The organism is Ruania suaedae (assembly GCF_021049265.1).
Lineage (GTDB): Bacteria > Actinomycetota > Actinomycetes > Actinomycetales > Beutenbergiaceae > Ruania > Ruania suaedae.
The window spans coordinates 3,410,619-3,432,746 of sequence record NZ_CP088018.1; the positions used below are offsets into that span (position 1 = coordinate 3,410,619).

21 protein-coding genes are annotated in these 22,128 nt (G+C 71.1%); 9 read left to right on the forward strand and 12 right to left on the reverse strand.

Annotation, left to right across the window (positions count from 1 at the left end):
- The first annotated feature begins 101 nt into the window (after positions 1-101).
- Positions 102-1,013, forward strand: coding sequence for a LysR family transcriptional regulator (locus tag LQF12_RS15730; protein ID WP_231053841.1), 912 nt, complete (start codon positions 102-104; stop codon positions 1,011-1,013).
- 9 nt (positions 1,014-1,022) lie between these two features.
- Here LQF12_RS15730 and LQF12_RS15735 read toward each other — a convergent pair whose 3' ends face one another.
- The 4 genes from LQF12_RS15735 to LQF12_RS15750 are packed head-to-tail and all read right to left on the reverse strand — an operon-like array spanning position 1,023 to position 5,464.
- Positions 1,023-1,913, reverse strand: a complete 891-nt coding sequence (locus LQF12_RS15735) for a carbohydrate ABC transporter permease (protein ID WP_231053842.1) — start codon at positions 1,911-1,913, stop codon at positions 1,023-1,025.
- Positions 1,910-2,866, reverse strand: a complete 957-nt coding sequence (locus tag LQF12_RS15740; protein ID WP_231053843.1) for a carbohydrate ABC transporter permease — start codon at positions 2,864-2,866, stop codon at positions 1,910-1,912. Before LQF12_RS15740 ends, LQF12_RS15735 begins: the two co-directional genes overlap by 4 nt.
- Complete coding sequence (locus LQF12_RS15745) at positions 2,863-4,170, reverse strand: ABC transporter substrate-binding protein (RefSeq protein ID WP_231053844.1); 1,308 nt, start codon at positions 4,168-4,170, stop codon at positions 2,863-2,865. Before LQF12_RS15745 ends, LQF12_RS15740 begins: the two co-directional genes overlap by 4 nt.
- The gene (locus LQF12_RS15750; protein ID WP_231053845.1) at positions 4,097-5,464 is read right to left on the reverse strand and encodes an aminotransferase class V-fold PLP-dependent enzyme; all 1,368 of its coding nucleotides are present in this window, start codon (positions 5,462-5,464) and stop codon (positions 4,097-4,099) included. The genes LQF12_RS15745 and LQF12_RS15750 overlap by 74 nt, the downstream gene beginning before the upstream one ends.
- Before the next feature lie 143 nt (positions 5,465-5,607).
- On the opposite strand from LQF12_RS15750, the gene LQF12_RS15755 reads away from it, so the two are divergent.
- The gene (locus LQF12_RS15755) at positions 5,608-6,303 is read left to right on the forward strand and encodes a FadR/GntR family transcriptional regulator (RefSeq protein WP_231053846.1); all 696 of its coding nucleotides are present in this window, start codon (positions 5,608-5,610) and stop codon (positions 6,301-6,303) included.
- Positions 6,304-6,362: 59 nt separating this feature from the next.
- The gene (locus LQF12_RS15760) at positions 6,363-7,172 is read left to right on the forward strand and encodes a CPBP family intramembrane glutamic endopeptidase (protein ID WP_231053847.1); all 810 of its coding nucleotides are present in this window, start codon (positions 6,363-6,365) and stop codon (positions 7,170-7,172) included.
- Here LQF12_RS15760 and LQF12_RS15765 read toward each other — a convergent pair.
- Positions 7,162-8,997, reverse strand: a complete 1,836-nt coding sequence (locus LQF12_RS15765; protein WP_231053848.1) for an Ig-like domain-containing protein — start codon at positions 8,995-8,997, stop codon at positions 7,162-7,164. The two genes, LQF12_RS15760 and LQF12_RS15765, sit on opposite strands and share 11 nt — an antisense overlap.
- Before the next feature lie 291 nt (positions 8,998-9,288).
- Between LQF12_RS15765 and LQF12_RS15770 the strand changes: the two genes are divergently transcribed.
- Complete coding sequence (locus tag LQF12_RS15770) at positions 9,289-11,958, forward strand: lysylphosphatidylglycerol synthase transmembrane domain-containing protein (protein ID WP_231053849.1); 2,670 nt, start codon at positions 9,289-9,291, stop codon at positions 11,956-11,958.
- Positions 11,959-12,019: 61 nt separating this feature from the next.
- Positions 12,020-13,201 carry a PP2C family protein-serine/threonine phosphatase gene (locus tag LQF12_RS15775; protein WP_231053850.1) on the forward strand — a complete coding sequence of 394 codons (1,182 nt, stop codon included), beginning with the start codon at positions 12,020-12,022 and terminating at the stop codon, positions 13,199-13,201.
- Here LQF12_RS15775 and LQF12_RS15780 read toward each other — a convergent pair.
- Entirely contained in the window at positions 13,188-14,570 is a 1,383-nt protein-coding gene (locus tag LQF12_RS15780; RefSeq protein ID WP_231053851.1) for an LssY C-terminal domain-containing protein, read from the reverse strand. The two genes, LQF12_RS15775 and LQF12_RS15780, sit on opposite strands and share 14 nt — an antisense overlap.
- Before the next feature lie 65 nt (positions 14,571-14,635).
- Here LQF12_RS15780 and LQF12_RS15785 point away from each other — a divergent pair, with 65 nt between their 5' ends.
- A complete protein-coding gene (locus LQF12_RS15785; protein ID WP_231053852.1) occupies positions 14,636-15,082 on the forward strand; it encodes an MmcQ/YjbR family DNA-binding protein in 447 nt (148 codons plus the stop codon).
- A 57-nt stretch (positions 15,083-15,139) separates the two neighbouring features.
- Positions 15,140-15,649: a MarR family winged helix-turn-helix transcriptional regulator gene (locus LQF12_RS15790; RefSeq protein WP_231053853.1), complete on the forward strand. Its 510-nt coding sequence runs from the start codon at positions 15,140-15,142 to the stop codon at positions 15,647-15,649.
- A gap of 20 nt (positions 15,650-15,669) precedes the next feature.
- Here the strand turns inward: LQF12_RS15790 and LQF12_RS15795 are convergent, their stop codons facing one another.
- Complete coding sequence (locus tag LQF12_RS15795) at positions 15,670-16,020, reverse strand: VOC family protein (RefSeq protein ID WP_231053854.1); 351 nt, start codon at positions 16,018-16,020, stop codon at positions 15,670-15,672.
- Between the two features lie 83 nt (positions 16,021-16,103).
- Between LQF12_RS15795 and LQF12_RS15800 the strand changes: the two genes are divergently transcribed.
- Positions 16,104-16,862 (forward strand): copper homeostasis protein CutC, encoded by a 759-nt coding sequence (locus LQF12_RS15800; RefSeq protein ID WP_231053855.1) that lies wholly within the window; start codon positions 16,104-16,106, stop codon positions 16,860-16,862.
- On the opposite strand, the gene LQF12_RS15805 is transcribed toward LQF12_RS15800, so the two are convergent.
- The 5 genes from LQF12_RS15805 to LQF12_RS15825 form a co-directional block, all read right to left on the reverse strand.
- Complete coding sequence (locus LQF12_RS15805; RefSeq protein WP_231053856.1) at positions 16,816-17,469, reverse strand: methylated-DNA--[protein]-cysteine S-methyltransferase; 654 nt, start codon at positions 17,467-17,469, stop codon at positions 16,816-16,818. The two genes, LQF12_RS15800 and LQF12_RS15805, sit on opposite strands and share 47 nt — an antisense overlap.
- Entirely contained in the window at positions 17,466-17,936 is a 471-nt protein-coding gene (locus tag LQF12_RS15810; RefSeq protein ID WP_231053857.1) for an RNA polymerase sigma factor, read from the reverse strand. The genes LQF12_RS15805 and LQF12_RS15810 overlap by 4 nt, the downstream gene beginning before the upstream one ends.
- A 43-nt stretch (positions 17,937-17,979) precedes the next feature.
- A complete protein-coding gene (locus LQF12_RS15815) occupies positions 17,980-18,435 on the reverse strand; it encodes a hypothetical protein (protein ID WP_231053858.1) in 456 nt (151 codons plus the stop codon).
- 118 nt (positions 18,436-18,553) lie between these two features.
- Complete coding sequence (locus LQF12_RS15820) at positions 18,554-19,384, reverse strand: sulfite exporter TauE/SafE family protein (RefSeq protein WP_231053859.1); 831 nt, start codon at positions 19,382-19,384, stop codon at positions 18,554-18,556.
- 102 nt (positions 19,385-19,486) lie between these two features.
- Positions 19,487-21,196, reverse strand: a complete 1,710-nt coding sequence (locus tag LQF12_RS15825) for an HNH endonuclease signature motif containing protein (RefSeq protein ID WP_231053860.1) — start codon at positions 21,194-21,196, stop codon at positions 19,487-19,489.
- 143 nt (positions 21,197-21,339) lie between these two features.
- On the opposite strand from LQF12_RS15825, the gene LQF12_RS15830 reads away from it, so the two are divergent.
- Positions 21,340-22,098 (forward strand): MerR family transcriptional regulator, encoded by a 759-nt coding sequence (locus LQF12_RS15830; protein WP_231053861.1) that lies wholly within the window; start codon positions 21,340-21,342, stop codon positions 22,096-22,098.
- Positions 22,099-22,128: the final 30 nt, after the last annotated feature.

The window sequence follows — 22,128 nt, forward strand, 5'->3', positions numbered from 1 at the left end:
CTCCGCTCTGTCGATCGACTCAGTGTGGTGGTGAGGGACCTGTGAATAAAAGTGATAGTTTCCGAACTTGTCTGTTCGATTTCATCGAAACGACGGGGCATATGACCATGTGGGACTCCGGCCGGCTGCGGTTGCTGCGTGAGCTACAACTGCGCGGCACGGTCACGGCCGTGGCCCAGACGCTGAACTTCAGCGTCTCGACCGTCTCACACCAGCTCGCCCGGTTGGAGCGCGAGGTCGGCGAGAAGCTGCTGGAGCCGGACGGCCGGCGGGTCCGGCTGACGGCGCAGGGCCGGGTGATCGCCGAGCACGCTGCGCGGATGATGGACGCCGAGGAGGCGGCTCGGGGCGCCCTGGAGGCATTGGAGCCCGGTCCGGAGACCGTCCGGGTGGCGTCCTTGGAGACCGCAGCCCGCGCCCTGCTGCCGCGGGCGCTCGACGCGCTGGCGGTCTCCCGACCCCAGCTGCGGGTCGAGGTGGCCGTGGTGCCGCCGGAGGTGGGCCTGTTCGAGCTGGAGGCGCGCCACTTCGACCTGACGATCGCCGAGGAGTACCCGGGTTCGACCCGACGGCTGCGCCCGGGCCTGGACCGGGTGAGCCTCGGCACGGACCCGGTGCGCCTGTGCGCGGATGCCGCCACCACGGCAACCCGATTGGAGGACATGGCGGATCAGCCCTGGGTGATGGAGCCGCCGGGCGCGATCGTGCGCGACTGGGGGATCCAGCAGTGCCGGGCCGCGGGGATCGAACCGGATGTGCGCTACGAGGCCACCGACCTCACGGTGCACATCCGGCTGATCGCCGCAGGCCACGCTGTCGGGATCCTGCCCGATCTGGTGTGGGCCGGCTACTCGGCCGAACTGGCGCTGATCGACCTTCCCGGCAACCCGCACCGCGAGCTGTTCACCTCCGCCCGCCCGGGATCACGGGAGCGACCCGCGGTGCAGGCCGTGCACGACGCGCTGGCCCGGGCGCTGCGCTCACCGGCGGCCCACCCGGCCTCGCGCCGGTAGCCGCGAGGGTCAGCCCTTCACGGCTCCGGCGGTCAGGCCCTGCACGATCCACTTGCTGGCGAGTGCGAACATCACCATGGTCGGCAGGATCGTCAGCACGGCGGCAGCCGACATCGATCCCCAGTCGATGTTGAAGGTGGAGATGAAGCCGTTCAGCGCCGCCGGGATCGTCCGGTTCGACTCCGCGTGCATCAGCACCACGGACAGGAACAGCTCGTTCCAGGAGTTCACGAAGTTGAAGATGAACGCCGCGATGATCCCTGGTGTCATCACCGGCACGATCACCCGGAACAGCGCTCCCAGCCGGGAGCACCCGTCGATCATCGCCGCCTCTTCCAGCGCATCGGGCACGTTCTGGAAGAAGCCGCGCAGCATGATCGTGGAGAACGGGATGCTGATGGCGATGTAGACCAGCACCAGTCCGAACTTGCGGTCCACCAGCCCCAGCTCGGACATCATCGAGTACAGCGGCCCGAGCGCGATGAACGCCGGGATCATCTGGGTCAGGAGGAAGGCGATCAGCACTGCACCTCGGGTGCGGAAGTGGAACCGGGCCAGCACGTAGGCGCTGAGCAGGGCGATCAGCGTGGCCGTCACGCCGGCGGTCGTCGCGACCACGGCGGAGTTCGCCATGAACACCCCGAAGTTGCTCTGCTCGAACAGGCCACGGTAGTTCTCGACCGAGAGTTCCCCCGGCCAGTACTCCAGCGGGAAGCGACTGATCGTTCCCGGCGCCTTGAGCGAGGTGATGGCGATCCAGTACAGCGGGAACAGCGTGATCAGGAGCCAGGCTCCCAGACCGACCACACGCACGATCGCGCCGAGGGTGACACGCCGTGGTGCCTCCCGGTCGGCCACGGGCTCGGTGGGCGCGGGGGTGAGGGTCGCCGTCGTGCTCATTGGTTGTCCGCCTTCCGGATGGCGAGCAGGTAGAAGGCGCAGAACACCAGCAGGAAGCCCACCACGCACAGGCCGATGGCACTGGCCAGGCCGTAGTTGCCCTGCTGGGTGTAGTTGATCATCCAGGTGGTGACGATGTGCGTGCGGTTGGCCGGCCCGCCCCCGGTCATGGCGTAGATGATGTCGGGGAAGTTGAAGATCCAGATGATCCGCAGCAGCACCGTGAGCAACAGGGTCATCGAGATGGTCGGGATGATGATCGAGAACAACGTCCTCGCCTTCCCGGCGCCGTCGAGGCTGGCCGCCTCGAGCATCTCCTCCGGCACCGACTGCAGCGCCGCGAGGATCATGATCGCGAAGAACGTCACCCCGTACCAGATGTTCGCCACGATCACCGCGGCCATCGCCAGGGTCGGGTCGGCGAGCCACGGGATCGGCGCGTCGATCAGCCCGACCTTGCCGAGCAGGTCGTTCACCACCCCGAACTCGGCGTTGAACATCCACCGGAACAGCATCCCGATGAGGAACCCCGAGACAGCCCAGGGGAAGAACACCAGCGCCTGGTACACGCCGCGGAACCGGAACCGCTTGCGCAGGGCGAGCGCGAGCGCGAACCCGATCAAGAGCTGCGGTACCAGCGAACCGACCACCCACAGCACCGAGTTGCGCACGACGGTGGGGAAGACCGGATCGCTGAAGATGGTGGCGAAGTTGTCGAACCCGATGAACGGCGTCGAGGTGAGGTCCCACAGGTTCCAGTCCCGGAAGGCCATCGTGGCCCCGCGCAGCATCGGGTAGTACGTGAACCACCCGACGAAGACGATCGCCGGGGCCAGGAACGCCAGGATCGTCAGGCCGTGACGAGCCCGGAACGCCGGCCGGCGGCGGCTGCCCGGCGTCCCGCCGCCCGTGGGGGCGGGACGCCGGGTGGAGGTGGTGGTCACCTCAGTCACTCCGCGGCGTACTTCTCGGTCCAGAACTCATCCCAGGAGGTCAGCAGCTCCTCCTGCGTCATGTCCCCGAGGAGCACGCTCTGGATCTCCTGGTCGGACTTCTGGATCCACTCGGTCCACCAGCTCACGTCCCGCGGCTGGGTGACGTTGACATAGGTGTCCGGGTTCTCGGTCATGGTCACGTAGCTGGTCCACGGACCCTCGGAGTAGAACGGGTCGTCCGAGGCGGACGCGATCGGCGGCACGAGGCTGTTCGCCTGCGCGAACTCCGTGCCCGGCTCCTCGGAGGCGAGGTACTGCACGAGTGCCACCGCCTCGTCGCGGTGCTCGCTGAACTCCGTCACACCCCATCCGGCCACGGCCAGCGGTTGTGCCGCCCGGCCCGTGGGCCCGACCAGCAGCGGCGCGGTGCCCCACTGGTCCTCGGAGAGGGTGTCCGAGCCCTGGATGGTGGCGATCACCTCGGGGTCCTGCAGCAGGAAGGCGGTCGAGCCGTTGTTGAAGCCCTCCACCATCTCCGGGTATCCCCAGGAGACGGCGGACGGCGGGGAGGCCTCCTCGAAGAGCGCGAAGTAGGTCTCCAGTGCATCCTCGGCCTCCGGGGCGGCGAAGATCGTCGATCCGTCCTCCATCAGGAAGGCGTTCTCGGTGTCGAGACCGTCGATCACGTACGCCTCGATCGCGGCGACGACGTTGCTGTTGGCGTTCTGACCACCGCGGAAGGCGTATCCGTAGGTGTTGCTGGAGGGATCCTGGATCGCCGAGGCCTGCTCCAGCAGGTCCTCCCAGCTGGACGGCGGCCCGTCGAACCCGGCCTCCTCCACCAGGTCGGTGCGGTAGAAGAGCGAGAGCCCGTAGAAGCCGTAGGGAAGGAAGTAGCTCTCGCCGTCCCCCTCGGCCACGGCGCGGGCGTTGTCGGTGAGGGCGTCCCATCCGTCCCAGGACTCCAGGTCACCGCTCATGTCGTAGAGCCAGCCGTTGTTGGCGAACGGACCGACGGTGATGTCGCGGACCTCCAGCACGTCCACACCGGAGCCGGACTGCAGCATCTGCTGGATGGTCTGATCCGCCTGCTCGGTCGGGGGCGAGACCAACTCGACCTCGACCCCGGGGTTCTCGGCCTCGAAATCGTCGAGCAGGCCACGGATCAACGTGGTGCGATCCGGGTTGGTCAGGGACTCCACCATCTGGAGGGTCACGGTGCCGTCGGAGGCTCCGGCATCACCGGAGTCACCCGAGCACGCCGCCAGGGCGATCATCGACAGGCCGGCCGTCGCGGCGGCTGCGGAACGCAGGTGTCTCATGTGTTCTCTCCTTTGAGGGGGACGGGTCGGGAGACGATGGTGCGTGACCAACGGAGCGGGTTCGCCCAGGCGAGGCGGCCAGTCCGCTGGCTTCGAGCACGAGCGGGATGGCCCGCTCGATGAACTGGTGGAAGTCGGACTCCTCGGTGTACAGGTGCGCCGAGAGGCGCAGGTAGGGCCGGGAGTCGAAGGTGGTGAACGCGGCCTCCACGCCGGCGCGCTGGAACAGCACGTCACGCAGCCGGTCTGCGGCTTCGCGGCGGTCGGCGAGGGTGTCCGGCATCCGCACCAGACGCATCGACGGCACCTGCGCGGCGCTGACGACCACCGGATCGGAGTCGAGGTAGGGCGCGATGGCCTCGCCGATGATCGTGGCGCCGTGGTCGACGAGCTCGGTCATCGTCTCGCGAGCAGCCGACCAGCCGTACTCCTGCTCGATCCAGGAGATCGCGAGGGGCGCGGCGAGGTAGCTGGTGGCATCGATCGTGCCCTGGGTGTCGAAGCGTGCCGGGAACGGCTCCTCGGCAGCCCAGGAGTCGATGAGGGGCCAGAGGTCGTCGCGATCGGCAGCGGTGCTCACGAGCACGGCAGCGCCTCGAGGGGCGCACGGCCACTTGTGGAGGTTGCCGAACCACCAGTCCGGCTCACCGCACTGGGCCGGGGCATCGATCAGCCCGGGTGCGTGGGCACCATCGACGAGCACGCGAACGCCGGAGCGGCGGGCCTGCGCCGTGATCTGCTCCACCGGGAAGCGACGGGCAGTGGGGGAGGTGATCTGGTCGACCACGATCAGCCGCGTGCGGGGGGTGGTGGACGCGGCGAACCGGGTGAGCACCTCCTCGTCCGAGGCGAGCAGCGGGATGGAGACGGTCCGCACGTGCGCCCCGAAGCGCCGGGCGAGCCGGCGGGCACCCATCGTGATCGCGCCGTAGCCGTGGTCGGTCACCAGAATCTCGTCACCGGCCGCCAGGCGCAGGCCGTTGTAGACGACCGTCGCGGCGGCGGAGGCGTTGGGGACGAAGACCATGTCCTCGGCGCGAGCGCCGATGAACGGGGCGATCTCCTGGCGTGCCTGGGCCACCAGCGCGGGAATCTGCGGGAACCAGCCGACCGGGTTGCGATCGGCATGGGCCCGGAGCTCGTCCTGGCGGCGCACGACCTCGATGGGGACGGCACCGAACGAGCCATGGTTGAGGTGCACGACCTCGGGGTCGAGCGGCCAGGCGTCCCGTGCCCGGTCGTACCCGCGCAGGCTCACGGCGGCCACGGAGCCTCGACCGACCGTCTGTTGCATCGCGCCTCTCCACTCTCTGCACCCATGTTGTTCGATGACTTATCGACAATCTTGGCTGCTGGCGCACTATGAGACCACCTTTCGCGCTACTTGTCGAACAACTCAAGACGCTCTAGCGTGGTCCAGACCACGAAGGGGCGAGAATGCGAGCACTGGAGACAGCACTGGACGGGCTGCGTGCCCTCATTGCCGGAGGCGACCTGCAACCGCGGGATCGGCTTCCGAGCGAATCGGAGCTGTGCGAACGATTCGGGGTCTCGCGCGGTTCCTTGCGCGAAGCGATCCGCATGCTCTCGGCACTGGGCGTCCTGGACACCCGGCACGGTTCCGGCACCTACGTCGGTGATCTGCGCGCGGCGCCGATCCTGGAGAACCTCTCGCTCACGGTGGGGCTCCTGCCCCTGGACTCCTTGCTGGAGCTGACCGAGTTGCGGCGCGCCCTGGAGTCACACGCAGCATCACTGGCCGCGGCGCGCATCGGCGATGCCGATCTGGACGCACTCGACGTCCTGCTCGCCGAGCTCGAGGTGACCACCGACGATACCGACCAGTCCCGGCTCGATCACGAGTTCCACATGCGCATCGTCGAGGTCGGGGCCAACACCGCCTTCGCGGCGATGGTCGCCGTGCTCCGTTCCCGCTCCCGCGCCTATCACCTGTTCAGCACGGACGACGGGGCCGCGGTCAAGCAGCTCTCCGACGCCGGGCATCGCGCCATCTGGCACGCCCTGCGGTCCAGGGATCCCATGGCCGCGGCCGCGGCTGCCGCCGCCCACGTCACCCAGACCGAGACGTGGTTGCGCAAGCACCGCCCGCCGGCCGTCGTCGCCGGTCCGTGAAGGCAGGGGCGACTGCGGGCTGAGCGATCTGACGGGCGAGGCCAGGTGAGACTAGTGCCATGGACACCGCCCCGGCCTCCTCCGCCCCGCCCCCCAGCCAGCGCGCGCGCTCGCGGCGGCTCACCGCTGAGATCTGGATCGTGCTCGGACTGAGCCTGGGACAGTCGGCCGTGTACGCCGTGGTCTCGATCATCGCCGCCCTGACCCGCGGCCCGCTCAGCGAGCAGACGACGGCACTGAACACCTCCCAGTCCCCGCGCCCCTACCTCGACCTGACCTACCAGGTCCTCTCCGTGGCGTTCGCCCTCGTTCCGGTGGCGCTGGTGCTGTACCTGCTCAGCGATTCCGGGCGCAGTGCGTTCCGCCGGATCGGCCTGGACCTGCGACGGCCGGTCACCGACCTGCGCTGGGGCGTCGCTCTGGGCGCCCTCATCGGGATCCCGGGCCTGGGGCTGTACCTCGCCGGTCGCGCGCTCGGCATCACGGTCGCGGTGCAGGCCTCGGGGCTCGACCCGTACTGGTGGACGATCCCGGTGCTGATCCTGGCCGCGCTGAAGAACGCACTGCTGGAGGAGGTGATCGTGGTCGGCTACCTGATCGAGCGCCTCGGCGAGAAGCGCTGGGGCGTGCCCGCGATCATCGCGACCTCCGCCCTCCTGCGCGGCGCTTACCACCTCTACCAGGGGTGGGGCCCGTTCGCGGCGAACGTGATCATGGGCGTGATCTTCGCGCTGTTCTACCTCTCCCGGTTCGGCCGACGGCGGGTCATGCCCCTCGTGGTGGCGCACACCCTGCTGGACGTGGCCGCCTTCGTGGGCTACCAGTACCTTCCCGCCGAGTGGCTGGAGGCGCTGGGCGTCAGGACCTGAGCGCGCGCCGGCTCCTCACCGCGAGCGTGAGCAGGCCGGCCGCGACCAGCAGCAGGGCCAGTGCGGACGGGGCGACCCACGCGGCGCCGGTCTCGGGCAGCTCCGCGGGCGGGTCTGCGGCGGGGGTGGGCTCGGGTGCGGGCGCGGGCTGTGTGGGCTCGGGCTCGGCAGCCACGGCCGTGATCTCGATCGGCTGGGATCCGATGACGACGCCCTCGCGGACGAGCTCGAGGGTGTGCTCCCCGGCGCTGGTCCCGGCAGGGATGGTGACCTGCACCTCCAGCACGCCATTGACGATGGTCGCCTGACCAAGGGTCGCCGGGGTCGAGTTGAGCACGATCTCGTAGTCCCCGTCGGGCAGGTCGGTGCCGGTCAGCGCGATCTCGGTGCCGGCTTCGGCGCTCGCGGGTGCGGCGAACTCGCTGGAGTGCACATGCACGACGAGCTCGACGGTCGCCGTCGCCGGGTCGGGACGGCTGGCGTCGGCCACGGTGATGCTCACCCGGTGCTCACCGGCCGCCGTCGGGGTGCCGCTGAGGACTCCGCCCTCCAGCTGCAGGCCCTCGGGCAGGCCCCCGGCGGTGAACTCGTGCGGTTCACTGCCGCCGGTCACCGTCAGGGTGTGCTCGTAGGGGTGGCCCTGGATCGCCTCCGGTAGCGAGCCGATCGCGAGTTCGGGCGCCAGGACGGTGATGGTGACGGTGGCGGGCTCGCTGGCCCCGCCGGGCCCGGTGGCGGTGTAGGTGAAGGAGTCGGTGCCCACGACGTCGGCGTCCGGGGTGTACACCAGGTCCATTCCGTCGGCGGTCGCCTGCCCGAACGACGGCGGTGTCTCCACGCTCAGGCCGGTCGCACCGTCGACCTCCGGCGTCACTCGCACGGGGCTGCCGTACTCGGTCTCCACGCCGGCATCGTCAGCGATGGCGGGGCCGGGCATGAGGTAGGCAATCGTGATCGACCCCTCACCGGCATTGGTGCCTGCCGAACCGGGTACCACGCTGACGCGCTCATCGTCGGCCAGGAACCCTGAACCACCACCCCCGGCGCCGCGGTCGTCTATCGATCCGAGCCCAGAGTTGAGACCGTAGTCGGTCGTCCCGCCTGCGCCGCCGGCGTAGCCGGACCCGCCACCACCGCCTGCCCACCCGCCGGCGCCCCCTGCGCTGAGCGTGATGGTCTCTCCTGTGCTTCGGGGTGGGCCGTCCTGACCAGGGTGGCCGCCGTCACGAACGTCGCCGTATCCCTCGGCTTCCGGGTCCGGCTGACCGCCGGCTTCGGTGGCGCCACCACCGGGAGCGTGGGAGTCGAAGAGCGCGCTGGGTGTCCCAGGGTCCCCCGGGCCCACTCCCGGCGTTGTGGCGACACCGCCGTCACCACCGGCGACGCACCCGTGGTCGGGGTCGACATCGACGTGGACATGTTCCCGCCCCGCACCGCCGCCTCCGCCGACCACGGCAAGCAGGTCGCCGCCGTAGCTGAGCGCGGTGCCCCCGCCGCCTCGCTCGTCAACTCCATCGCCCGGGCTGCCTGCACCCACGCCGCCGATCGTGTATCCCACCGTTGACCCGGCAAGATCGTCATCCAGCCTCAGCGTCACCGCCCCACCGGCGCCCCCGTGGCGCGATTCCTCCGACCCGAAGAAGCACTCGCCGCCCGCCGCGCCACGAAGCGTGACCGTAACCTGCGTGGCCAGGCCGGGCACCTCCCACGAGCCAGGACCCTCGTCCGCCACCTCGACGGTGTGATGGACCGGATCCACGGCCGCCACCGCGAGCCCCGCAGGTCCCACCGCCCCCAGCAACGCCATCCCCAGCACGCTCGTCACACCCAGCCCCCTACCCACACCACGACTACGCACGAACCCGCTCCACCGCCTCGACTCCCGGACCCGACGACCGTAGGGCGCCGCTTTACACCCGCGCAACGCTCCCGGGTGGCCGATCCAGGCCCCTGGCCGGAAGTGGCCAGGAGCCCGCCATCGGGCTCGTGCACGACCCGCGGCCGTCGTCTGCGTCCGTCCACCCGGTCCGGCGCCCGGGTGAGCACCGTCACAGCACCGCCCCCACCCGTGGAAATGGCCGGGGCGTGGCCACCTCGCTCGCCTACGATCGGGGTCATGGCCGCCGAGACCCCGCACACCCCGGAGCCGCCGCGCGGTCCGGTGCGGACCGTCTCCCTGCTCGACCTGCCGGTCGCCCGGGTGCGCCGGCCGGTCGACCTGGCGCTGATGCTGGTCACCCTGGCCACGGTGGTCGCCGTGCTCGCGCTGTCGGTCTATGCCTACCGCACCGCCACAGGCGTGACGGCGGACGTCCGGTCGGTCTTCTCCGAGGTCATCCGCAACATCCTGCTGGTCCCGGTGAACGCCATCGAGGGCTTCCTGACGCTCATCCTGCCGATCCTGGTGATCGTCGATCAGCTGCGCCGCCGCCAGCCGCGCAACATCCTCGATGCGATCGGCGCCGCCGCCGCGGCGGTGCTGGTGACGGCGGGGGTCTCCTGGCTGCTGAGCACCTACGCGCCCATCGAGGTGCTGCGGGCGTTGCGCATCCTCTCCGACGAGGGCTGGATGATGACGGTCACGCCGATGGTGGCGGGCCTGGCGGCGTTCCTGACCGCGATCGGCACCCGCTCGCGGCGCCGGCTGGTGGCGATCTCGTGGAACCTGCTCTGGATCGTGCTCGTGGTCTCGGTGATCGCCGGCGAGGCCACGCTCGTCGGGGCGATCGTCTCGGTGCTGATGGGTCGCGCCGTCGGGCTGGGCATGCGCTACGCCTCGGGCGTGCGCTCCGAGCGCGCCCACGGTCAGGTGCTGGTGGACGGCGTACGGCGCGCGGGGGTGGACGCCGTCAGCGTGATCCGGATCGGTGACTACACCGACGTCAGCCGGATGCCACGCGAGACCGTCACCGTCTCCAGCCCCATCGGGTACGTGCCCGACCGCACGCAGAGCCCAGGCGTCTCGTCCACGGCGAGCGAGACCACGACGTCGGAGCCGGCCCCTGTGGAGGCCGGCGTGCTCCCGCCGGCCGCACCCGCCGAGACCGCCCAGGTGCACCGCCCGCACCACCACGCCACCGGGCATGTGCAGGACTCGGCCACGGTGGCCACCGAACGTGAGGGCGCGAACCGGGTCTACGCCGTCACCGATGCCGACGGGGTGCGCTGGGACGCCGTCGTGCTCGATGCGGACCGGCAGGTGATCGGCTGGCTGAACGCCGTGGTCTCGACGCTGGCCCGCCGTGGCCTGGACCGCCGGGCGACGGTCTCCCTGCGCCAGGCCGCCGAGCGGGCCTCCCTGATGTACTACGCGGCTGCGGCGGCGGATGTGAACTGCCCGCGACTGCACGGGATCGCCGAGGCGGGCGACTCGGTGCTGCTGCTCGGTGAGCACGTCCCGGGCGCCTACCAGCTCAGCGACCTGCCGGCCGGGGAGATCACCGACGAGGTGATGCTGGGCGCGTGGGAGCAGATCAGCCGGGCGCACCGCGCGGGCCTGGCCCACCGCAACATCAGCGCCGACACCGTGCACGTGGTCACCGAGGGGCAGGACCGCGATCAGGTCTGGTTCAACGGCTGGGAGGAGGGCGAGATCGCCTCGAGCTCCCTGGCCCGCCGGGTCGACCTGATGCAGCTGCTCACCCTGTTCGCGCTGCGGGTGGGCGCCCGGCGTGCCGTGGCGGCCGCCTCCCGCGTGCTCTCGATCACCCAGCTCGCCGAGATCGCCCCCCTCCTGCAGCCCATCGCCCTTCCCGCCCAGACGCGGGCCGAGGCCCGGGGCCGCAAGGAGCAGATGGCCGAGCTGCGTGCGCACCTGGTCGAGCTCATCCCGACCGCCGAGTCGGTCCAGCCGATCCAGATCGCCCGGTTCACGGCACGGACCGCGATCACCCTCACGATCGCCGTCGTGGCGGGGTGGGTGGTCCTGACCACGCTGAACTTCCGCCAGCTGGCCGACGTGGTGGCCGATGCCAACCCGGCGTGGATGGTCGTGGCCTTCGGCTTCGGCCTGCTCACCTACCTCGGCTCGGCGATGGGGCTGGTGGCCCTCTCGCCCACAGCCCTGGGGCTGTGGCGGACCATCCTGGTGCAGGTCGCGGCCTCGGTCGTCACCCTGGTCGCCCCGGCCGGCGTGGGTCCGGCGGCCCTGAACCTGCGGTTCATGCAGCGCCGCGGCCTGGAGACCCCGATGGCCCTGGCCACGGTCGCATTGCTGCAGCTCTCCCAGTTCGTCACCACGGTGCTGCTGCTGCTGGCGATCGCCCTGCTCACCGGCAGCTCCAGCGCCCTGCAGCAGCTGCCCTCCGGCGCCGTGCTCGTGGTGATCGGGGCCCTCCTGGTGATCGGCGGCGCCGTCTTCGCGATCGGCCGGCTGCGGCGCTGGGTGATCGCCAAGACCAAGCCGACGCTGCAGCAGGTCTGGCCGCGGGTGGTGTGGGTCATCGGTCAGCCCCACCGGTTGCTGCTGGTGATCGGCGGCAACCTGGTTATGACGCTCGGCTTCCTCGCGGCGTTCGGCGCCTCCCTGGCCGCCTTCGGCCAGTCGCTGCCGCTGACGTCGCTCGCGATCGTGTTCCTCACCGGCACGGCGGTCGGCTCCGCCATCCCCACCCCGGGCGGGATCGGGACCGTCGAGCTCGCGCTCTCCACCGGCCTGACGACGGCGGGGATCGCCGCCGCGGCCGCCGCCTCCGCCGCCGTGTTGTTCCGGGTGCTGACGTTCTGGATCCGGGTGCCGCTCGGCTGGTGGGCGCTGCGGCACATGCAACGGCGGGAGCTTCTCTGACCGGTAGGGTGGGAGGCAACGATCGGCAAACCCGGACACCCGATGTCGAAGGCGGTGAAGGATGGCGGTGAGGTTCCGCTACGCCTTGGGGACCGACCTCGGCACCGTCCGCACCAACAACGAGGACTCTGCCCTCGCCAGCGACCGGTTGCTCGTCCTGGCCGACGGCATGGGCGGTCACGCGGCCGGCGAGGTGGCCTCGGCCGTGGCCCTGCGGGTGTTCGGCGAGTTGGTCGGCGATGACGGCGCCCGGCCGGCCGACGGCACGGTGGACGAGGCGATCGTGCAGGCGGGCCGGCGCACTCGCCGCGCGCTGCACGCGATGTCGGAAGCCGATCCGCAGCTGGAGTCGATGGGGACCACGCTGATCGCGGTGGCCTGCGAGGGCGACCAGGTGACGGTCGGCCACATCGGCGACTCCCGGCTGTACGCGCTGCGCGAGGACGCCCTCTACCAGGTGACCACCGACCACACGCACGTGCAGCGCCTCATCGACACCGGCCAGCTCACCCCCGAGCGCGCCCGGACTCACCCGTACCGGTCGATGCTGCTGAAGTCGCTCGACGACCAGCCGGCCGGCGCCGATCTCGACGTCATCGACTGCGAGCTCCACCCCGGGGACCGGCTGCTGCTGTGCTCGGATGGGCTGTCGGACTACCTCTCCCCGGAGGACATCGGCAGCCTGCTCTCGACAGCCGACCTGGACGAGGCGATGCATCGGCTCATCGATGCCGCGCTCGCGGTCGGCACCCGCGACAACGTCACCGTGGTCGTGGCCGACCTCACCGACGACGACGCCACCTCCCGGGGCGCCTCCCCCGCCGCGGTCGTGGGAGCCGCGAGCGAGCCGATCGACCTGTCCACCGACGCGGCGGCGGCGCTGCGCTCCAGCCTTCCCGACCTGCCGCTGGACTCCACCGCACCGATGGCCGGGGTGACCCGGACACTGTCGGGCGAGCCGGGCGAGCCCGACGAAACGGACGAGGTGCACGGCCTGGACGACCCGGCCGACCTGGACGACCTGAACGACCCGGCCGAGCCGGACTCCTCCGACCGACCGGAGGGGGCCGCCGTCGGTGAGGAACCGGGCGAGGGGCAGGATCAGCGCCCCCTGGCAGAGCACCCGAGCACACCGGGCGAGGCCGCCGTGCCCACCGGGGTGACGCCCTCACGCCTGCCGGCGGCCCTGGCGGCACTGGCCGTCCTGGCGATCGCCGTCGCCCTGTGGATCATCCTCGGCTGAGCGCCCTGCGCTCCTTCAGGTCTGCCTCACCCTCCCGCGCCTGACCGCGGGTGAACACGCGCGCGGTCTCGCTCGAGAGCGCCAGCAGCACCAGGATCTCCACCGAGGTGCCCAGCAGCTGGCTCGTCAGCGCCGCCTCGGGGGCACCGATGATCCACAACACGGCGTAGGTGAGGACACCGAAGGCGCCGAGCAGGAGCGTCGCGGTGCGGGCCCAGTTCGCCCGGCGATAGACGAAGAACGCGAGCACCAGATACGCAAGCAGGTAGGCCATCAGGCAGACGCGCACCGCCACCACGACGGAATCGATCGTCACGCCGATCTGCGTCAGCGGCGTCACCACCGGCAGGTCGATCAGTTGCGCCGGTGTCAGCTGCGCCAGCCACGCGAGCCCGACGATGCCGGTCACCACCCGCAGCAGCATCATCAGCATGCCGAACGCCACGGTCAGCGGGATGGCCCGGCGCTGGTGGTTGTCCGCGTCGTCGGCTTCGACCTCCTCGACGATATCGGGCGAGGGCGGTGGCGTGGCGCGCAGGTCCACGATCGGCAGGTCGCCGTCGGTGCGGATCTCGTCACCGCCGCCGTTGCGGTGGTGGTAGCCGGTGGAGAAGTTGAGCAGGTGCTTGACGGCGATGCCCTGGTTCCCGGCACCGGGCGCCGTGAGCGTGCCGAGGATGTGGTCGCGCTCGGCGTCGATGTCGGCGTCGATGCGGTGGGTCACCTGCAGGGTGAAGTGGGACAGGCCCACGGCGGTGTCGTAGGTGCCGGCGGCGAGCCAGTCCACCTTCTTGCCACCCGGCAACCGCCACCCGGCGGGGCAGGGCCAGAACCGCACGTGGTGGCGCTTGGCGGGGTTTCCCTCGACCTCCTGCTGATAGGTGAAATTCTGACGCCGCCCGAACAGGAACAGCGGACTGACCGGCGCGTCCGGGTAGCTGCGGCGCAGCAGCGTGGAGACGATCATCCGGCGGGAGGACTCGAGGTTGACCTCGTCGGCGCGGTGCCATCCCGCGCGGAGCATCGCGGTGTGGATCTGTTCCTCGGTGCCGCGCAGGCCCAGGTTTACCGGGTCGCCGAGCAGGCCCTCACGGGTGCGGGAGCGCCCGATGAAGTAGTTGGGCACGTAGACCAGCGTCAGCAACCGGTGCAGCCGCGGCAGCAGCAGGTAGGTGACGATCACCCAGAACGGCACGAAAGCCCACAGGTGCCGCCATCCGGCGGTGAGCAACTGGTGGACGAGCAGGAACGCGAGCCATCCGGAGGCGACCGTACCGACCACGAAGAACACGTGATCGGCGAACCTCACCGGGTTCTCGTGGACGACCTCGACGGCCGCGTGCGCCCGCTCGCTGAGCGTCCGTGGCATGCTGCCAGGATACTCGCGTGTGCGGCCCGCGCCGGCTATCCCCTCGACCGCCGAACGGAGGTCCGGTGGCTCACCCCCAGATGTTCGCCGACGGCGACCCCTACCTCGCCCACGTCCGGCAAATCTGCCTGGCCTTCCCCCAGGCCGAGGAGCGGATCTCCCACGGCCGGCCCACGTTCCGCGCGAACAAGATCTTCGCCGTCTACGGTGGCGGCACGAAGGGCAGTGTGGACGAACGGCTGCGATACGACCATGCGATCCTGCTCCTACCCGACCCCGCGGAGCGAGAGGCCCTGGTGCAGGACCCGCGCGCCTTCGTCCCGGCCTACTACGGCCCGTCCGGCTGGTTCGGCTGGGATCTCGCGCACGCACGCACGCCCGCCGACCAGGTGGACTGGACCGAGGTGTTCGAACTCGTCGACTCCTCCTACCGTGAGGTGGCCACGACCACGCTGAGAGTCCTGCTGGACGAGGCGGACCTCTCACCACCTGCGCCCCGTGCGGCAGGATGAGCGGTGGGCGCCGCACCGGCGTCGCCCCACCGACACCCGCCGAACCGCAGGGATGAGATGGCCGACCAGGGCGTGAGCACCGACGAGGGCGACGTGACGGCGTCGGACCCGCAATGGCTCAACGATGCCGAGCGCGACGCCTGGCTGGCCCTGGCCGGGCTGCTGCTACGCCTGCCCGGCACCCTGGACACCCAGCTCGAGCGGGACGCCGGCCTGAGCTTCTTCGAGTACATGGTGCTCGGGATGCTCGCCGAGCAGCAAGGCGGTGAGCTGCAGATGAAGAAGCTCGCCGTGCTGACCAACGGGTCGCTCTCACGCCTGTCGCATGTGGTGCAGCGGCTGGAACGGCAAGGCCTGGTCCGGCGCATCCCGTGCCCACAGGACCGCCGTGCGCGGCACGCCGTGCTCACCGATGAGGGCCAGGCGCACGTCCAGGCCGCCGCGCCGGGTCACGTCGGGCACGCCCGCGCACTCGTCGTCGACGCCGTGGACTCCGCCGATCTCGAGGCCTTCGGCCGGGTAGCCGCCACCATCCTGGACCGGGTCGACGCCTGGCAACGGGGCTGACGTTCGCCCAGACCTCACCGTCAGTGCGAGCCCTCGGCCGCGACGCAGAACACGTTCTGTTGCGGGTCGGCGAGGATCACCCACCGGAAGTCGCCCATCGCGTGCTCACCGACGAGCCCGGCGCCGGCGGTCCGCAACCGCGTGACCTCGGCGTCCAGATCGGGCGCCAGCAGATCGAGATGGGTCCGGCCCTTGCCCGGCGTGGGGTCGTCGACCTTCTGGAACGCCATCCGGTGGCTCGGCGAGTCGACGACGTAGAACCAGCCGCCGTTCTCCTCGACGACCGAGCCCCCGAGCTGCTCGGCCCACCAGAGGGCCAGGGGCCCGGGGTCGGTGCTGTCGACAGTGACCATTCCCAGTCTGAGTGTCATGCGTGTCAGGCTACGACCAGGCACTGACAACCGCCCCACTCACCGCCGCCCGGGCTCCCGGGCCAGGAAGGACCACTCCCACGATGACCACACTCGAGGTCGAGCTCTCCGTGCAGGACCCCGCCGGTGTGACCACCGCCGCCCACCTGCACCCGGACCGGATCGAGTTGTGCGCCGCGCTCGATCTGGGCGGACTCACCCCGTCCGCCGCTCTCATCGACGCGGCCGTGGCGGCCCGCGAGGCCGGCGGACCCGAGGTGCACGTGCTGATCCGGCCGCGGGCCGGTCACTTCCACTACAGCAAGGCCGAGCTCGACGTCATCCTCGCGGACTGCCGGGACGCCGTCGCGCGGGGAGCGGACGGCGTGGTGGTGGGGGCCGCCACCGCGGACGGGCAGCAGCTGGACCTGCGGGCGATCGAGGCGATGGTCGCCGCGGCGGGCGGCCGGCAGGTCACCGTGCACCGGGTGCTGGACACGGTGGCCGACCCAGTGGCCTCAGCCGGGGAGCTGCGGGGGCTGGGCGTCACGCGCCTGCTCACCTCGGGAGGGGCGGCCACTGCCGTCGAGGCGCTCGAGGTGCTGCGCGCCATGGTCGAGGTGTGCGGGCAGGAGATCGCCGTGATGGCAGGGTCCGGCGTGCGGGCGGAGACGGTGCCCGACATCGCCGCGACCGGCGTGCGGGCGGTCCACGCCTCGGCCGGCACGCGCCAGGCGCCGGCCGGGGCCTCACTCGCCCTGGGCAGCACCGACGACGGGTCCTATGCCACCACCGACGTCGATCTCGCGCGGCGGTTCATCGCCGCCGCGCGGGCCCTGACGTCGGCGGACGCGCACCGGTGACCCCTTCCAGGCCCAGCAGCACCCGTTTGGCGTCGAGGCCGCCGCGGTAGCCACCCAGCGTCCCGTCGCTGCGCAGCACCCGGTGGCAGGGGACCAGCACCGGCACCGGATTGGTCGCGCACGCCGTCCCCACCGCACGCACGGCGCGTTCGGAGCCGACGGTCCGGGCAACCTGCGTGTAGCTGGCGGTGTGTCCGAACTCGATCGTGGGCAGCGCGAGCAGGACCTGGCGGCGGAAGCCGGAGGCCAGGGCGAGATCGATCGGGACGTCGAACCGCCGTCGGGAGCCGGCGAAGTACTCCTCGAGCTGGCGTGCGGCCGCGTCCAGACGGGCGGGGGCGGCGAGCACGCGCGGACTGAGGCGTGCGGCGAGATCGGCGAGGACGGCGTCGAAACCCTCCTGCGCGAACGCCACCCGCACCACCCCGGCCGGCGTGGCGGCCAGCAACAGCTCCCCGACGGCGGAGCTCACCGTCCGGTAGGCCACATCCAGCCGGCCCTCGGCCTCGGCCGCGCCGGCGAGACGGGCATGCAGGTCGTGCAGGTGGGAGACGTCGTCGGGGGACGAGAGCGCCTCGGTGAGCGAGAAGGACGCGGGGTTGCTCATGGGGTTGCCTCCAGGTAGCGACGGCGCAGGGCGGCGATACCGTCGGCGGCGGCGCGCCTCGCGGCTGCCGGGCTGCCGCCGAGCACGGCCGCCACCTCGGCGTGCGGCAGGCCGGCGATGTGGTGGTGGACGACGGCGGCCTGCTGCTTCGGCGGCAGGAGGGCGATGGCCTCCCACAGATCCCGTTCCCAGCCGCCAGGCCGGCCGTGCGGGCTGGGCTGTTCGGGCAGGGGGTCGATGGGGACGGTGCGCCCGCGGGAGCGGTGGGTGTCGATCGCCTTGCGCCGGGCGATGGTGACCAACCAGGCCTGGACGTTAGCGCCGTCCGGGAGGTCGGGGTAGGCGCGCAGGGCGGCCAGGAAGGTCTCGGACCAGGCGTCGTCGGCGTGGTCGGGGCCGGCCACGGCGCGGCAGACCCGCAGCACGGTGGCGCCGTGCTCGGCGACGACGGACTCGAACGGTCTCACACGGGGTAGACGCGTGGGGCGGGTGTGATGTGAGGTGCGGATCTCACGAGGTCTCCCCGCCACCGATCACCGCGGTCTGCTCGACCGGCTCGAGCTCGGTGCCGTCCGGTCGGACGATGCTCCGGCCGGCGAGCGGGTCGGCCAGGCGGACGGTCTCGACTGCGGTGAGGAGGTCGTCGGAGCAGCCCTTGCCGATGAGGCGGGTGCCGGTGGGATCGACCCGTTGGCCCTGCAGCTCGACGGTGTCCTCGGTCTCGATCACCTGCACGCCGTACGGGTCGTGGCAGTTGGAGGACCCGACCTGGTAACGGACCAGGAGGTCCCGCTCGTTCACCACCGCGACCGCCTCCACGGGGGTTGGCGCCACGACCGGGAATCCGATCGCCAGGGCGTAGATGGCCGCGAGCGCCGCGATGACGGTGAGGGCGCCGAAGGTGGACAGCATGGCGGCCCGCAGCCGGGTGCGCCGCTCCTCCGGCAGTCCTCCCTCGCGTGCCATAGGAGCATCATCGCGCAGATGGCCACCGATGGCTCCCCCCGAGCCGCTCCTGGGTCCCTCCAGGGGTCGAATATTTGACCCTTCCAGGTAGACGGGATCAAATATTCGACCCCTGGGGTCAGATCAGCAGGTAACCCGCGCCGCCGATGGTCAGCACGATCACCGCTCGCTCGAAGAGCGCCTGGTTCATCCGTGCGGCGAGCCAGCGGCCCACGAACGCGCCGAGGACCACGGTGGGGACGAGAACGAGGTCCATCGCCAGGGTCGGCACGGTGATGAGGCCGATACCGATCGAGAACGGCAGCTTGACGAGGTTCACGACGGCGAAGAACCAGGCGGCCGTGCCGAGGAAGGTCCTCATCGAGAACTTCGAGGCGAGAAAGTACATCGACATCACCGGCCCCGCGGCGTTGGCGACCATCGTGGTGAACCCGCCGAGGGTGCCGTAGATGCCGGACTGGACCCGCTGGGCAGCTCTGCCCGGGGCCGGGGGCACCACTGCCGACCCACCGGCCGGCTCCCCGGCCGACCCACGTGCGGCCGACTCACGCGCCGCACGCGCATCGCGACGCCGCTCGGAGTGGCGCCGCCAGATCGTGATGGCGATGACGAGCAGCAGGATCACGCCGATCACGCGCCGGACCTCGGCGTCATCGGCAAGTGCGAGGAAGACTGCTCCGAGAGCGAGGCCCGCGAGCACGGTGGGTACGAGTCGGCGCAGCACCGCCCAGTCGGCGTGCTTGCGGTAGGTCCAGATCGCGAAGGCGTCGGCCACGATGAGCAGCAACAGGAGCGCCCCGGTGGACTCACGCGCGGGGAGCAGCGCCGCGAAGATCGCGATCGAGATCGTGTTGGCGCCGGGTAACGCCGTCTTGGAGATCCCGACCAGGACGGCGGAAACACCGAGCAGGATCCACGCGAGGGCGGTCAGTTCTGGCACGGACGCCACCGTACTGGCGTCACCGCCGCGGCCGAGGCTCCATCCGCCCACTGGGCCCCGGGGCTCGGAGCGAGACGGGCGGGTGCAGCAGCACGCGGCCTGGACTCGGCGTCACCCCGTCTCAGGCCATGCCTCGTCGTCCTCGAAACCCGTCAGCACCGCCGCCGCTGCCTCCCGGAGCTGGGCGCTCAGCACCGTCAGGTCGCTACGCTCCGGCGCCCTGGTGTAGACGTGCCCGGTCGGAGTCCACCACGTGGTGATCCCGCTGCGGGGGTCGCGCTCGACCCGGAAGGCACGCTCGGTCTTGCCCTGGTGATGGCGCCGGCAGAGCACTTGCAGGTTGGTCTCGACCGTCTGCGCCCAGGCCTCGATCGCGGGGACGAACGGCACGATGTGGTCGATCTGGCCGCGCCACGCGGGCACCAGGCATCCCGGGAACCGGCACGTCTGGTCGCGCTCGAGCACGGCATCGCGCAGATGCTGGGACGGAGCGTAGGAGTCGCACGCGAGCAGACCGAGCTCGGTGGCCACGATCGTGCACGGATCGGGGCCGTCGCGCTCACGGCGGTGGACCCAGGCCACCACGTGCTGGGCGTTGGTGCCGTCGGGGACGCCACGAGGCAGGGCGGGAGGCAGTACGGCGTTCATCGGGTCCCACCGGGCGCGGACTCGCCGGGCTTCCTCGTGGGCCGCCTCGTCGGGGGCGGCCTCGTCGTGGACGGCCTCGCCATCGGCCGTTTCGCCGTGGACCGGCTCGCCCACGGCCCGCAGTGCCGACCCGGTGAAGCCGCGGTGCTCGAGGGTCGCGTCCGCGGCGAGCCTGCGCACCGCCGCCGCGCTGATCGGCCCGTAGCCGTGCAGCACGGCAGGGCTCTCATCGTCTCCGGCCAGGACCGACTCCGTCACCGTGATGCGGATGGCCGGCCGCCGCCCGTGTCTGGTGGGCAGCGCGTCACCGCCGGGTGTGTGCCCGCTGGTCAGGATCTCCCGGAACAACTCGGCGAAGGCGTCGGCCCGCCGCTGATCGAGGGTGCGCGGGTCACCGGCGGCGCAGTCGGCAGCGAGCCCGTCGACCACGCTGTAGGCCATCGCCGCAGACTCCGCGGAGAGCAACGCACTGACCCATTCCATCTGATGCGGCGCGGGTTCTCGCACCACCCGCCGCCGGCTCCACTCCTTCTCGCGCACACGCTCGGCCCCCGCAGGATCGACGGCGAGCACTGCGGCCTCGAGCTCTCGGCGGAACTGCGGGGCGGTGTGATGTTCGCCGTACGCCACGCCGTGCTGCTGCACTGCCCGTGCCTCACGCAGCGCGAGATCGCAGGTGGCCTCGGTGATGAGCTCCGCCTTGCGCGGGGTCAGGACTCCCCGCCTGAGCGCGTCCCACACCTCCGGCGCCTCGACGAGTCCCTCGGCCCGTCCGACCAGAGCCTCTGAGCCATAACCCGTCGTGGCGAGGCGGGCGGCCAGCTCGTCCACCGTCCGCGCCGCGCCCGCCGATCCCCGGCGTCGTTCCATCAGCTCGACGACGAACTCCGCCTGCAGCGCCGCCACGTGATTGACCAGCCGATCGCCGGCAGCGATCATCTCCACCAGCAGGGCCTCATCCGGGGTGGCGGGGCCGTCGCACTCCTGCTCGAGCAGCGCGAGCAGATCCACATCCGGCTCCGCCTCGGCGACGACGGTCGCGGTGTGTGAGGCCCACGCATCGAAGGACCCCGACGGCGTCGACCGGTCGGCCCTGAGGGCCTCGGCGAACCGTGCGCCCAGCGGCAGCGCGCCGGTGGGTGCACCACCTCGTCCGGCCCATTCCGTGGCCATCGCGCTCACCTCCGCCGCTCGTGTCGTCTGATGTTCAGTAGATCAGCGACCTCTGACATCGAACCTCGGTGCGCACCCAGAACCTGTTGACATTGACGCGACGTCAACGCCCAGACTCGTGGTCGAGCCAAGGAGGAGCACCCATGACCGACACGACCGAGTGGTCGATGCACGAGATCACCCGCGCGGCCGGCACCACCAGCCGCACGCTGCGTCACTACGACGAGATCGGTCTGCTCCCGCCGGCCCGGATCGGTACCAACGGCTACCGGTACTACGACGCCGACGGGCTCGTGCGACTGCAGCGCATCCTGCTGCTGCGCGAGCTCGGGCTCTCCCTGGCCGCCATCGCCGACGTCCTCGCCGGCGACCAGAGCGAGGCCGAGGCCCTACGCACCCATCTGGACCTGCTCGAGATCGAGCGCGGCCGGCTGGAGCGCAGGATCACCTCGGTCCGCACCACACTCACCACGAGAGAAGGAGGTGGACCTCTCATGGCCACCGAGATGTTCGACGGCTTCGACCACACCCGGTACGAGCAGGAGGTGACCGAGCGCTGGGGTCGCGATGCCTGGCAGCGCAGCGACACCTGGTGGCGCTCGCTCACCACAGACCGCAAGGCCGAGTTCCAGGCCGAGCAACAGCGGATCGCCGCCGGACTCGTCGCCGCGTACAAGGCCGGAACGGACGCCGGCTCCGCGGACGTCGCCGAGCTCTGCCGGCGCCATCACGACTGGCTGGCCCAGTCCGTAGGCACCGTCAGCAAGGAGTACTACCTCGGCCTGGCTGACATGTACGTGGCCGACCAGCGATTCGCCACGAACTACGGCGGGCCCGACGGCGCCCGGTATGTCCGGGAGGCGATGCGTGCCTATGCCGACACCGCGACTTTCGTCCGATAGGCCGCCGGGCGCACCCGGACCCACCGATCA

What these genes read in the sequence shown, in the direction of transcription:
- LQF12_RS15735 (WP_231053842.1), bottom strand. Translation starts at nt 1,913, where the DNA reads ATGAGCACGACGGCGACCCTCACCCCCGCGCCCACCGAGCCCGTGGCC.
- LQF12_RS15780 (WP_231053851.1), bottom strand. Translation starts at nt 14,570, where the DNA reads ATGCCACGGACGCTCAGCGAGCGGGCGCACGCGGCCGTCGAGGTCGTC.
- LQF12_RS15775 (WP_231053850.1), top strand. Translation starts at nt 12,020, where the DNA reads ATGGCGGTGAGGTTCCGCTACGCCTTGGGGACCGACCTCGGCACCGTC.
- LQF12_RS15825 (WP_231053860.1), bottom strand. Translation starts at nt 21,196, where the DNA reads ATGGCCACGGAATGGGCCGGACGAGGTGGTGCACCCACCGGCGCGCTG.
- LQF12_RS15750 (WP_231053845.1), bottom strand. Translation starts at nt 5,464, where the DNA reads ATGCAACAGACGGTCGGTCGAGGCTCCGTGGCCGCCGTGAGCCTGCGC.
- LQF12_RS15745 (WP_231053844.1), bottom strand. Translation starts at nt 4,170, where the DNA reads ATGAGACACCTGCGTTCCGCAGCCGCCGCGACGGCCGGCCTGTCGATG.
- LQF12_RS15815 (WP_231053858.1), bottom strand. Translation starts at nt 18,435, where the DNA reads ATGGCACGCGAGGGAGGACTGCCGGAGGAGCGGCGCACCCGGCTGCGG.
- LQF12_RS15805 (WP_231053856.1), bottom strand. Translation starts at nt 17,469, where the DNA reads ATGAGCAACCCCGCGTCCTTCTCGCTCACCGAGGCGCTCTCGTCCCCC.
- LQF12_RS15730 (WP_231053841.1), top strand. Translation starts at nt 102, where the DNA reads ATGACCATGTGGGACTCCGGCCGGCTGCGGTTGCTGCGTGAGCTACAA.
- LQF12_RS15800 (WP_231053855.1), top strand. Translation starts at nt 16,104, where the DNA reads ATGACCACACTCGAGGTCGAGCTCTCCGTGCAGGACCCCGCCGGTGTG.
- LQF12_RS15830 (WP_231053861.1), top strand. Translation starts at nt 21,340, where the DNA reads ATGACCGACACGACCGAGTGGTCGATGCACGAGATCACCCGCGCGGCC.
- LQF12_RS15770 (WP_231053849.1), top strand. Translation starts at nt 9,289, where the DNA reads ATGGCCGCCGAGACCCCGCACACCCCGGAGCCGCCGCGCGGTCCGGTG.
- LQF12_RS15795 (WP_231053854.1), bottom strand. Translation starts at nt 16,020, where the DNA reads ATGACACTCAGACTGGGAATGGTCACTGTCGACAGCACCGACCCCGGG.
- LQF12_RS15755 (WP_231053846.1), top strand. Translation starts at nt 5,608, where the DNA reads ATGCGAGCACTGGAGACAGCACTGGACGGGCTGCGTGCCCTCATTGCC.
- LQF12_RS15790 (WP_231053853.1), top strand. Translation starts at nt 15,140, where the DNA reads ATGGCCGACCAGGGCGTGAGCACCGACGAGGGCGACGTGACGGCGTCG.
- LQF12_RS15760 (WP_231053847.1), top strand. Translation starts at nt 6,363, where the DNA reads ATGGACACCGCCCCGGCCTCCTCCGCCCCGCCCCCCAGCCAGCGCGCG.